Source organism: Nocardia sp. NPDC051900 (assembly GCF_044452545.1).
Classification (GTDB): domain Bacteria; phylum Actinomycetota; class Actinomycetes; order Mycobacteriales; family Mycobacteriaceae; genus Nocardia; species Nocardia sichangensis.
Genome location: NZ_JBITBU010000006.1, coordinates 156,633 through 168,206 on the forward strand (window position 1 = coordinate 156,633; position 11,574 = coordinate 168,206).

Genomic DNA, 11,574 nt, shown 5'->3' on the forward strand with positions numbered 1-11,574 from the left:
GGATATCGAAGACCGATAGGCCGACTGTGCATAGATGTCGGTACGAGGTGTTAGATCTGTTGTAGAGCGCCTGCCAGCCTGCGAGTCGTACGGAGAGGTGTCCTGAAGTGGTGTCTAATCCGTTGCCGCGCGTGGCGAGACGGCTCGCTCAGCAGCGCTGGGTGATGCGGTCGGCGCCGGTCGTGCTCCGGCTCGAGCGCGTGATCCGGCGGGTGAGCGGCGGGCGAAGGGGTGTCCTGGATCTGGCGGGGTTGCCGTCCATCGAGGTCACGGTGCCGGGCCGGAAGACGGGGATCCCGCGGACCACGTCGTTGCTGTATGTCCCGCATGGTGCGGACTTCATCGTCCTCGGCTCGAATTGGGGGAGTTCCGAACATCCGGCGTGGTCGGCGAATCTGCGTGCCGCGCAGACTGCCTCGGTCCGGCACGAGGGTGAGCAGTTCCTGGTCGCGGTGCGTGAGATCGACGGTGTGGAGCGCAAGCCCTTCTGGGATCTGGCGGTCGAGTTCTGGCCAGGTTATGCCATGGAGTACGAGCTCTCCGGCGGCCGTGTGTTCCGGATCTTCGAGCTGCGCCGAAAATCCGGCTGAGGTGGCGTCGGCGGGGAGACGGGCGGCGCTGCGATGTCGGTGGGGCCGATTACGGTGGGGCGGTGACCACGCATCTGACCCACTGGGGCGCGTTCGAGGCGGACAGCGACGGTGAACGACTGACGGAGGTCCGGCCGTGGCGTGGTGATCCGGAGCCGATGCCGTTGATCGGGAACGTCGCTTCTGCGCAGCACCACCCCACTCGGATTGATCGGCCGTATGTCCGCAGGGGTTGGCTGGAGAACGGGCCGGGACCGGGGCCGCGCGGTTCGGAGGCTTTTGTTCCGGTGCCGTGGGAACGGGCGTTGGACCTGCTGGCGGGCGAGCTCGGCCGGGTGTACCGGCGGTATGGGGCGGAGGCGGTGTATGGCGGTTCGTACGGTTGGGCGAGTGCGGGGCGGTTCCATCACGCGCAGAGTCAATTGCACCGCTTTCTGAACTGTCTCGGCGGCTACGTCCGGCACGTGAACAGTTACAGTCTGGGCACTTCGACGGTTTTCCTGCCGCACGTCATCGGTGACATCGGCTGGTTGACGCAGCAGGCGACGGCGAAGGCGGTACTGGCCGAGCACTCCGAACTCGTGGTGGCCTTCGGTGGTCTGTCAGCGAAGAACGCGGCGGTGTCGCCTGGTGGCGTCTCCCGGCACAACGTGCGGGGCTGGATCACGGCGGCGCGGGAGCGGGGCTGCCGGTTCGTGTCGATCAGTCCGTTGCGCGACGACACCCCGCCGGAGAGCGAAGCCGAGTGGATCGCGCCGCTGCCTGGCACCGACGTGGCGATGATGCTTGCGCTGGCTCAGGTGCTGGACGCGGAAGGCTTGGCGGACACGACGTTTCTGCGTGAGTACACGGTCGGCTTCGAGCGTTTCGCGGCGTATCTTCGTGGCGCGGTGGATGGAGTCGTCAAGGATCCGGAGTGGGCCGCGGCGATCACCGGGGTGGGGGCGGAGCGTATCCGGATGCTGGCGCGCGAGATGGCCGCCGCTCGAACTCTGGTGACGGTGAGTTGGTCGCTGCAGCGAGCGCGACATGGTGAGCAGCCGTTGTGGGCGGGTGTGGTGCTGGCGGCGATGCTGGGGCAGATCGGCCTTCCCGGCGGCGGGTTCGGGCATGGTTACGGCTCGGCCGCGGGCGTCGGGGAACCGGCGCGCGGGCCGGTGCCGCGACTTCCGCAGGGGCGCAACGGTGTCGATGCCTTCATTCCGGTCGCGCGGACCGCGGACATGCTGCTGAATCCGGGTGCGCCCTATCGGTACAACGGTCAGGATCTGGTGTATCCGGATGTGCGGTTGGTGTATTGGTGTGGCGGCAATCCGTTCCATCACCACCAGGATCTGGCCCGTTTGCGAATGGCGTTCGAACGGCCGGACACGGTGGTGGTGCACGATGCCTTCTGGACGGCTACCGCGCGGCACGCGGACATCGTGTTGCCGTCGACGATGTCCATCGAGCGCGATGACTACGGCGCGGGCGAAGGTGACCGGTCGTTCTTTCCGATGCGAGCGCTGACCCGCCCGCGTGCCGAGGCGCGCGACGATTATCGGATCTTCGCCGAGACGGCGGATCGGCTCGGGGTCGGCAAGGAGTTCACCGAAGGACGTTCGGTCGCGGAGTGGCTGCGGCATCTGTACGAGCGGTGGCGCGTAGAGCAGTCGCGTGCGGGACAGGAGTTTCCGGATTTCGACGCGTTCTGGTCCGGCGAGGCGCTCGAGCTTCCGGCGCCGGACCCACGGCAGGTGCTTGCCGCGGACTTTCGCGCAGACCCGGACCGGTACCCGCTGAGCACGCCCAGCGGGAAGATCGAGATCTTTTCGTCGACGATCGATGGCTTCGGGTACGCCGATTGCCCGCCGCATCCGGTGTGGCTGGAGCCGGAGGAGTGGCTCGGTGGCGCGGCGGCGGAGCGGTTCCCCGTGCAGTTGGTGGCGAACCAGCCGCGGACGAAGTTGCACAGTCAGCTGGACGTGGGCGCTTATAGCCAGTCGGTGAAGATCTCCGGGCGGGAGCCGATCCGGATGCATCCCTCGGACGCCGAGGCTCGTGGTCTGCGTGCCGGTGACATCGTGCGGGTGTTCAACGATCGGGGTAGTTGCCTGGCGGGGTTGGTCGTGGACGAGGGGGTGCGAGCCGGTGTCGCGCAGCTGTCCACCGGCGCGTGGTACGACCCCGACCCGGCGGATCCGACGTTCTGCCGTCACGGTAATCCGAACGTGCTGATCGCCGACCGTCCGTCCTCGACGCTCAGCCAAGGGTGCGCCGGGCAGCTCACTTTGGTGGAGATCGAGCGTTATGCGGGCCCGCTCACGGAGGTGGAGGTGGTCCGCCCGCCGGAGCGGACGGGCGCGGAAGCGTTGTGAGGTAGCCGAGCAAGGCGGAGGTTGCCTGGTCGATGGAGGTGATGGTGGATCTGGATCTGGCGGCGTTGCGGGCGTTCGTCGCGGTGGTGGAGGAGGAGCAGTTCGGTCACGCCGCCGCTGTGCTGGGTATCAGCCAGCAGGCGGTGTCCAAGCGCATCGCGAAACTCGAATCGCAGTTGGGTGCGGAGCTTTTCGAGCGTGGACGCGGCGGCAGTACGCCGACCGCAGCGGGTCTTCGGCTGTTGCCGCATGCGCGTTCACTGCTCGTGGGCGCCGAGGCGGCGGTGCGGTCCGTGCGCGAGCGGGTGCGGCCGTTGCGGGTGGCGGTTCTGGGTAAGCGTATGGCCGCGACGGAGTTGATGGAGTTCTATCTCGCGCGTCATCCGCGCTGTGAGACCGAGATCGTCATGTCGAACATGATCACGACGTCGCGGGAGGCGCTGCGCAGCGGTCTGGTCGACGTGGCCTTGGCCCGCGCGCACGGCGGCCCGGTGGCGTTGCCCGGTGACATCGTCGCGGCTCCGGCGTATCTGGAGCCGCTGTATCTGCTCGTGGGTAAGGACCATCCGTTCGCGGGCCGGTCGACGATCGGGTTGCGGGAGGTCGCGGGGCATCCGGTGTGGGTGCCCGGTGCGGCCGTGCCGTCGGAGTGGGCCGATTTCTATCGAGAACTCAGCGCGTTCAGCGGGATTCCGATCGATACCGGGGGTCCGCTGGAGAATATGGCGGGAATCGTCGAACGTATCGCGGATTCGTCGTCGTTGGCGACCTTCACCGGTGACGGCGGGCAGACGCCGTGGCATCCGAACGTGCGGCGGCTGATGATCGTCGATCCCACTCCGGCCTATCCGCTGGCGCTGCTGTGGTCGGCGGGTGACCGGCATCCGGGATTGCGGCATTTGATCGAGCATGTCGCGGAGAGCTACAACCGGGATACCGCCGCCGCCTGCTGGGTTCCCGAACCCGATCAGGAGTTGTTCGGCGTGCCCGGTGTGGTGGCCGGTCCGTAGTGTCGGCCCGTGCCTCTACCATTCCCCGGGTGACCGGATACGACCCGCTCGACGCGTTCGAGCACCTCGACACCTCGACGTTGCCGCCGCGCCAGCAGCGGATTCTCGCCACGATTCGGGACTGGGTTCTGCGGTACGGGTATCCGCCGAATACGCGCGAGATCGGTGACGCGGTGGGTCTGCGGTCGGCGTCGTCGGTGTCCAAGCATCTGAAGAGCTTGGAGGAGCGAGGTTTTCTGCGCCGCGGCCGGACGGTGTCGCGTCCGATCGACGTGCGGATGTTCCTGCGGGCTCCCGTGCGGCGGGAGACGGCGGAGGATTCGGTGGCGGTGCCGGTGGTCGGCGATATCGCGGCGGGTGCTCCGATCCTGGCCGAGGAGCATACCGACGACACGATGACGTTGCCGCGCGAGTTGGTCGGCCGTGGCACGGTGTTCGGGTTGCGGGTGCGTGGTGATTCGATGATCGACGCGGCGATCTGTGACGGCGACATCGTGGTGGTGCGACAGCAGCACGAGGCGCATTCCGGTGAGATCGTGGCGGCGATGATCGACGGAGAAGCGACGGTGAAGGTGTACCGGCGGCGTAGCGGTCATGTGTATCTCGAGCCGCGCAATCCGGCCTACGAGGTGATCGACGGTGACGAAGCGGTGGTGCTCGGCAAGGTCGTGTCGGTGATGCGGCGGGTCTGAGCCCGGTGCGCTTGCTCGATGGCGTCGGGTCGTCGCGTTGACCGGCGCAGGGGTCTGGACCGACAGGGGATCGCGGTGGTCGAGCAGGTCGCGGCCTTGCTTGCCCCAGTAACCGCCCAGGTCGACGCGACGCGCGCTGCGATCAATGATCGGGGGAGTTCGGGCCGTTCCCGCCGCGCGGCACTGCGGATCGATGCCTCGGTGGGGCGGCGAATTCTCGCAGGGCCGCGACCGCGGCGTTGTATCCGCTCATCCCGTGCGCTCCCGGCCCTGGCGGGACAGCGGCCGAGCAGATGAACATCCGGTCCGCCACATGATAGGGGCGCCTGGTGATGCGTGGTCCGCCGAAGACCAGCTGGCGGATGCTCTTGTCGCCGGTGAGGATGTCTCCGGCCACATAGTTGGGGTTGTAGGCCTGCATGTCGATGGGGCCTACGACGGTGGTGGCGAGGATGCGGTCTCGGAACCCCGGTGCGAACCGCTCGACCGCATCGAGCAGCACTTCGGTGATGTCCTCCGAATATCCTTGTGGCACATGGGCATACATGTCGACCGGGTGCACGTTTCCTTGTGAGCGTGTTGGGTCGGCGAGGTACTGCTGTCCGACGATGATGAACGGTCGGTCGGAAAGCCGACCTCGATGCACAGCGCGTTCGGCGCGGACCACGTCAGCTGCGCTGCCGCAGATGTGCAGGCTTCCCGACTTCCTGGCGTGCGGGCTGGTCCACGGAATGCCGCCCGCTATGGCCAGGCTCATCTTGTATGCGGCGGGCCCGTGCCGGAAGCGCCGGTAGGCCCGGGCGACCCGTGACGGCAGCCGGTCACCGGCGATGTCGGCGATAGCGGCCGGGGCAAGATCGAACATCACGAGGTCGGCCGGCGGCAGTCGGTCCAGCGACTCGACCCAGAACCCGGTCTCGATCTTTCCGCCCAGATCTCTCAGCGCCGCAGCCATGGCTTCGGTGATGGCGCGTGAGCCGCCCACCGCAACTGGCCACCCGTAGCGATGGCCCGCGGTGGTGATGCCGAGACCGATCGCCGCGGACAGGATCCGGTGCTGTGGTTGCCAGCCGTGCGCCATGTTCCCGGCGAACAACGCCCGTCCCCGCTCGGTCCGGAACAGCCGTCCGAGTGCGGCGGCGGGGATCAGGGTCGGGATGCCGAATCGGGCCAGCCGCAGTGGATGTGACGGTATCCGTAGGAGTGGTTGCATGACGTCCTTCGCCAGCAGTTCGTATCCAGCGGCGGGGTGGGCGAACAGGCGGCGCCAGATCGGCCCGTCCGGCCCGAGGCCCGCCGCGGTCTCTTCGACGGATTGATACAGCACTGCCGCTGTTCCGTCGTCGAGGGGGTGAACGCAGTCGATTTCCGGCCATGCCCATTCCAATCCGTAGCGGGCCATGTCGATTCCGGCGAAGAACGGTGAGCCGACGGCCATGGGGTGGGCCATGGCGCAGTGGTCGTGCAGCAGACCGGGGAGGGTCAGTTCGCCGGAGCGGGTGCCGCCGCCGATGGTGGCGGCACCTTCCAGCACGGTGACGTCGACCCCGTGCCGGGCCAGCGTCACGGCCGCAGCCAGTCCGTTCGGCCCGGAGCCGACCACGATGGCCGTGGTCATCGCGCACGCGCCGAGGACAGATCCTGGGTGTCGTCGTGGTGGAGAGGATGAACCGGGAACAGATCGTCCGGCTCCGGCCATGGCTGGCGGGCAAGCATGTCCTCGACCAGTACGTAGCCCTCCTCGATGACCCCGGTTCTGGCATCGATGATGCGGTATGCCTGGCGTTGCCGGTGGATGGGCTGAGATTCGAGGACGACGACGCGAAGCTCGCCCTCCTCGAACTGGCAGCGCCGCTGCAGCGCTGTCAGCAGCTGTTCGTTGTGCAAGTGCCCTTCACCGAAGTTCCAGCCCAGCAGCGGGCCCGCGACAATCTCTCCGTCGCGGACGGCGTAGTCCTCCGGGTTGTCGACGGCGCGTGCGATAAGGCCGTTGAGTGCCCGGCCGTGGGTGTGCATCGATCGCCAGCCGAGCCCGGTCTGGATGAGGATGTCGGCGATCTCGGGGCCGTACAGCTTGGTCAACTGGGTGACCGGGAGCGCGGCGCTCATGGTGACGTGCTGCTCGATTTTCAGCTCGGCGTCCCCGCGGAAACACCAAGCGCTTGTGGCCCAGTTGCCTGCGTAGTAGCGCATCGATGTCAGGAACGAAACCCATTGCGGCCGAATATGTCCCACGACGACGACGAGTGCGGAGAAGAGGATCATCGCGAGCACCAGCGGTGATCGAAGCTGCTGGACGTGGATGTAGCCGTAGTGTCCGAACAGGTAGAACAGGCTGAAGATGAAGAAGATGTTCCACTCCAGCGGCACGCCCATCGGGACGGTGGAGATGATGTGCAGGTGGAAAACGGCCATGAAGATGATCGCGGCCCAGGTCAGTGGGCCGCCGTGGCCGAGGAACACGAGGTAGGCGGGAACCAGGTATTCCACGACGGTGCCGCCGTGAGCCAGCAGAGCCGGGATACGTGACGGCCGCAGGTCCTGCGGTGGGTTGCGGTACATCTTGCGCTCGAGCCATCCGAGTCGCATGACGGGGCTGTTGCTCATCATGACGGCGACCACGTGCCCGAAGTGATGGTTGAGCTTGGACGTGGCCGCACCCCACCACAGTGCCAGCATGACCAGCTTGAATCCGATCACCATGTCGGCGAAGGGGACGAAGAACATCAGCAGCATCAACAGGTAGTGCTCAGGGCGTGCGGCCAGAAACACCGTCTTGTCTCGCAGCCCGAGCACGCAGAGGGCGATGACCAGAGCGACGACGACCATGGGATCGAGCAGGCCTACATGGCCGCCGTCCACCGGCGGAACGCCGCGACCGGAGGCGAGCAACGCCTGGATTCCGGATCCGAGGACGACCGCGTACAAGGCGACATCGATGAGCCCGCGCTCGTCACCACGGGTGAACGGCACCTTGCCCGGCCATGGCGGCAGCCGCAGGGTGCCGGGACGCAGGAAGTACAGCAGGCCGCCGAGTGGCGGCAGGAACCGCATGGTGAGCGGTCCGAACCCGCATCCGAGCCCGAGTATTTCGAACAGCAGAGTCCAGACGACGAGTTTCTGGTAGACGATCGGTTCGGTCCACCACGAGCTGATGTCGGTGAGCGCCCCGAGCCCGGGGGTCAGGGAGATCACCGCGGCCGCGCCGAGGACGTACAAGGCGCATTTGACGAGGTAGAGCAGGTAGACGGCAAGAGGCGTGCCGAAGCCGTGCTCGACCCAGTGCTCGGCGACGGTGCGCAGCCGTTCACCGCGCGGGCGGGTCTTCCATTCGGCGTAGTCGATGTTCGGAAGATCGGGTTTCGTGAATCCCATGGCAGGTGTCTTTCGAGAGGGAGAGGAGGGGGTCAGAGGGTCGCATCGACCGAGCGGCGGCGCAGAATCCGCTTGTCGATCTTCCCGACGGGGTTCTTCGAGATCTCGTCTACGGTCACGATCAGCTCGGGAAGCTTGTAGGCGGCCAAAGACTTCCGCAGTAGTTCGAGAATCTGTTCCGGCTCGACCGCGGCGCCGTCGCGATAGGACACGAAGGCGATGGGCACTTCGCCGTAGACCGGGTGCGGTCGACCGATCACGGCGGCCTCGAGCACCTGTGGGTGGGTGTAGATCGCGGACTCGATCTCCTTGGGATAGATGTTCTCTCCGCCGCGGATGATCATGTCCTTGATGCGGTCGACCAGGGTGAGGTAGCCGTCGGCGTCCATGCGACCGATGTCTCCGGTGTGCAGCCAGCCATCGACGATCACCTTCGCCGTCTCCTCTGGCCGGCCCAGATATCCCCGCATCACGGTCGGGCCTTTGACCACGACCTCGCCCACCGATCCGGCGCTGAGGAAATTGCCGTCGCTGTCGACGATGGCGATCTCCTGCCCCGGCAGCGCGCGACCGACGGTGCCGGGTTTGCGGACACCGTCGAGTGGATTGCCCGTGCTCGCGCACGTCCCCTCCGACAGGCCATAACCTTCGTAGATCGGGATCGCGTAGCGCTCCTCGAATCGGGTGAGCAGTTCGACCGGCATCGGAGCCGCACCGCAGAGCGCGAACCGGACCGAGGAGGTGTCGGGCCGGATCTCCGCAGGCAGCGCCGACAGCATGGCGTAGATGGCGGGCACCGCGGAGAAATAGGTCGGCCGCGCCGCCTCGACCCTGTCGAAAAAGGTCCGCGGCGAGAACCGGCCCGCGACTGTGGCCCGGCCGCCGGCGAGCAGCGGCGACAGCACGCCGACCACGATGCCGTTGACGTGGAACAGCGGCAGGATCAGCAGACTGTGGTCCTCGGCGGTCAACCGCATACCCGCGACCATCGTCTCGGCCATCACCATGATGTTCGCGTGCGTCAACTCGACGCCCTTGGGACGTCCGGTGGTGCCGCTGGTGTAGATGATCAACGCGAGCGCGTCGTTGGAGAACTCGGTCGCTTCCGCGGCGCCGCCGCGGCCTTCGTGCCGATTCAGCTCCGCCAGCGCAATTCGCTGCGGTTGATCGGCCTGGCCGGCCTCGCGTTCGTCAGCGCAGACAAGGACGCGAGCGCGGGAATCGGCCAGTTGATAGTCGGACTCGGCCGCGGTCGACGACGGGTCGATCGGCGTCGCCGCGGCGCCCAGCCGCCAAGCCGCGAACAATGTCACGATCAACTCGAGCCGGTTCGGCAACATCACGGCCACGACATCGCCGACACCGATCCCCGCCTCCGACAACCGATCGGCGTACTTCCGCACGAAGTCGAGGAACTCGGCGTTGGTGATACTTCCCGAGTTGTCGTCGGCAAGACACGGGTTGGTGGGGAAGCCTGCGGCACGTATATCCGGCAGGGCAGCGAAGTGCATGTCGATCTCCTTGCTAACTCGGCAGCTCACTTGCGTGAACGCCACGTTAGGAAGGTGATGTGACCTGGACCATATTGTGAGCGCATGAAGATAGCGGGAGGGATCGTGCGCCGCGCACGACGGATGTGTCGGTCACCCCACGGGCTGCAGCACGGTCGACCCCAGCCACCGGCAGGCCAGCAGGGCGACCTCGACCTCCAGTCGTCGCTCCCGAAGCGAATGTCCCAGTACCGCCTCCGCCTTGCGGATCCGGTACTGGACGGTGTTGCGGTGCAGCACCAGCCGCTCTGCCGTTGTCTGGAAGCTGCCGTTCGTCTCCAGGAAGACACGCGCGGTCTCGCGGAGTTGCGCCGTGGCATCGTCATCACGCGCAAGCGACCCGAGAATTTCGCTGATCCATGCCCGGGTGGCGGTCAGGTCCGAGCACATCAGCGCGATCGGCCCGAGCTGAGCCGAACAAGACATCGACGCACGCTGCGGTGCCGGTGCGGACATCGCGACGACCTGCGCTTGTGTCGCCTGGCGATGGGTCAGCCGGAAGCCTTCCAGTCCGGTGGCAGGTCTGCCCACCGCTGCCCATGTCTGCTCCGGAGTGCGCACCGCGGCGGGATCGACATCCAGTTCCGGTTGCGGGAGCCACGCCCACAGGGTTGATTCGTCGGCCGGGATCAGCAGCGGTGGTCCTTGGCAGGACAACTGATCGGCGATGGCCGTCGCCATTTGTTTGGCCGCGCGCAGTTGGTCGGCGCCCGCGTCGGACCAAATGACCATGCCGAGGTGGGTTCGGTCGAGCCGATATCCCAGTGTGCGCTCGCTGTCATCCGGGTCGACGCGCTGTCCGGACAGGATCGAGCGCACCCTCGCGGTACGGACGGCCATCTGGTTCTGCAGCCACCGGTCCCGCTCGTCCTGGTAGGCGGTCACGACTTGCTGGGAGACCCGATCGATATAGGCGAACGAGCGGTCGGTCATCTCGGCCACCGCGGAGGTGATCAGGGCGACGTCGTTGGTCGCCGCGGTGAGCTCGCCGAGCATGTGGTCGTTGAACAGTCGCTGCCCGATGCGGTAGGCCCGCAGCAGGGCGGCGATCGAAGTGCCGCGCTGGGCCATGCGCCGGGCGTACTCCAATGCCTCCGTGGGAGCTTCGAGTTCGTCGATGTCGAGCCCCAGCTCGTAGATATGCAACGCGATCACGACGTTGCCGGTGACGCTGGCCCGCAGTAGTGACTCCACGCGGCTGTCGCCGCGCAGCTCCGGCTCTATGTGGAGCATCTGCTCCGTCAAACGTTCGGACAAGCCGAGCGCATGTCGGCTCAGTTCTCCCGCGATCCTCGCGAGCAGTTCCGCGGCGTCGCTCCGCATGATCATCCTGACATCGTCACGATCGAGCGGACTCCGGCGGCCTCGATCTTCGACCGCCCACGATCCGCAGCGCGAGGTCCGCGTAATAGTCGCCGATGTCCTCCGGTGACCAGGAGCCACCCTCGTGGTACCAGCGCGCGATATCTATTCCCAGCGAAAGCAGAGCGGCCGCGGCCATATGGGTATTCGAGTTCTCGAACACCCCCGCGGCCGCCCCGCGCTCGATCAAGCACCGGACCTCGCCCTCGATCGCACGCCGGGTTGCCTTGATCTCCTGTTGATGTTCTGGGCTCAGTGCGGCGAGCTCATAATTGATGATCCGGGCGACGGTGTGGGAGCGGGCGTGATGGATCGTGAACTCCCGCATCACGGCGATCAGTTGCTCGGCGGGGTCTTGTGCCGAAGCGATGGCAGTGCGGACGCGCTCCAGGGTGTCCAGGTGACCGGCGCGTGAGATCTGGTAGAGCAACTCTTCCTTGGAACGGTGATACACGTAGATCGTCCCGGTGCTCACCCCGGCGATCGATGTGATATCGCGGGTGGTCGACCCGTGGAAGCCGCGTTCGGCGAAGGCCACCACCGCGGCGTCGAGCAGCCGCGCTCGGGTCTGGTCCGCGCGCGATAGGTCCTCTGTATCGGTCACCTGGACAGTATGGCTCTACACAACGAGCACGAGT

9 protein-coding genes are annotated in these 11,574 nt (G+C 66.6%); 4 read left to right on the forward strand and 5 right to left on the reverse strand.

Translation table 11 applies throughout. From position 1 onward, the window contains the following. The first annotated feature begins 131 nt into the window (after positions 1–131). From ACIA5H_RS11750 to lexA, 4 genes are all read left to right on the forward strand, one after another. Positions 132–590: a nitroreductase family deazaflavin-dependent oxidoreductase gene (locus tag ACIA5H_RS11750; RefSeq protein ID WP_355074111.1), complete on the forward strand. Its 459-nt coding sequence runs from the start codon at positions 132–134 to the stop codon at positions 588–590. 62 nt (positions 591–652) lie between these two features. Then, complete coding sequence (locus ACIA5H_RS11755) at positions 653–2,947, forward strand: molybdopterin-dependent oxidoreductase (protein ID WP_397075726.1); 2,295 nt, start codon at positions 653–655, stop codon at positions 2,945–2,947. A 32-nt stretch (positions 2,948–2,979) separates the two neighbouring features. Continuing rightward, positions 2,980–3,957 (forward strand): LysR family transcriptional regulator, encoded by a 978-nt coding sequence (locus tag ACIA5H_RS11760; RefSeq protein ID WP_397075729.1) that lies wholly within the window; start codon positions 2,980–2,982, stop codon positions 3,955–3,957. Positions 3,958–3,986: 29 nt separating this feature from the next. Further along, complete coding sequence (gene lexA, locus ACIA5H_RS11765; RefSeq protein ID WP_379253567.1) at positions 3,987–4,649, forward strand: transcriptional repressor LexA; 663 nt, start codon at positions 3,987–3,989, stop codon at positions 4,647–4,649. A 142-nt stretch (positions 4,650–4,791) separates the two neighbouring features. Here lexA and ACIA5H_RS11770 read toward each other — a convergent pair whose 3' ends face one another. The 5 genes from ACIA5H_RS11770 to ACIA5H_RS11790 form a co-directional block, all read right to left on the reverse strand. Beyond that, on the reverse strand, positions 4,792–6,267 hold the full coding sequence (locus ACIA5H_RS11770) for a phytoene desaturase family protein (protein WP_397075731.1): 1,476 nt from the start codon (positions 6,265–6,267) through the stop codon (positions 4,792–4,794). Then, on the reverse strand, positions 6,264–8,024 hold the full coding sequence (locus ACIA5H_RS11775) for a DUF3556 domain-containing protein (protein ID WP_397075734.1): 1,761 nt from the start codon (positions 8,022–8,024) through the stop codon (positions 6,264–6,266). The genes ACIA5H_RS11770 and ACIA5H_RS11775 overlap by 4 nt, the downstream gene beginning before the upstream one ends. Before the next feature lie 32 nt (positions 8,025–8,056). Beyond that, complete coding sequence (locus ACIA5H_RS11780; RefSeq protein WP_397075736.1) at positions 8,057–9,535, reverse strand: class I adenylate-forming enzyme family protein; 1,479 nt, start codon at positions 9,533–9,535, stop codon at positions 8,057–8,059. Positions 9,536–9,667: 132 nt separating this feature from the next. Then, positions 9,668–10,903, reverse strand: a complete 1,236-nt coding sequence (locus tag ACIA5H_RS11785) for a PucR family transcriptional regulator (RefSeq protein ID WP_397075738.1) — start codon at positions 10,901–10,903, stop codon at positions 9,668–9,670. A gap of 10 nt (positions 10,904–10,913) precedes the next feature. Next, positions 10,914–11,540 (reverse strand): TetR/AcrR family transcriptional regulator, encoded by a 627-nt coding sequence (locus ACIA5H_RS11790; protein ID WP_379253572.1) that lies wholly within the window; start codon positions 11,538–11,540, stop codon positions 10,914–10,916. Positions 11,541–11,574 lie beyond the last annotated feature (34 nt).

Excerpts from the sequence above, each read along its gene's own strand:
- ACIA5H_RS11760 (WP_397075729.1), top strand. The coding sequence starts at position 2,980 with ATGGAGGTGATGGTGGATCTGGATCTGGCGGCGTTGCGGGCGTTCGTC.
- ACIA5H_RS11770 (WP_397075731.1), bottom strand. The coding sequence starts at position 6,267 with ATGACCACGGCCATCGTGGTCGGCTCCGGGCCGAACGGACTGGCTGCG.
- ACIA5H_RS11775 (WP_397075734.1), bottom strand. The coding sequence starts at position 8,024 with ATGGGATTCACGAAACCCGATCTTCCGAACATCGACTACGCCGAATGG.
- ACIA5H_RS11780 (WP_397075736.1), bottom strand. The coding sequence starts at position 9,535 with ATGCACTTCGCTGCCCTGCCGGATATACGTGCCGCAGGCTTCCCCACC.
- ACIA5H_RS11785 (WP_397075738.1), bottom strand. The coding sequence starts at position 10,903 with ATGATCATGCGGAGCGACGCCGCGGAACTGCTCGCGAGGATCGCGGGA.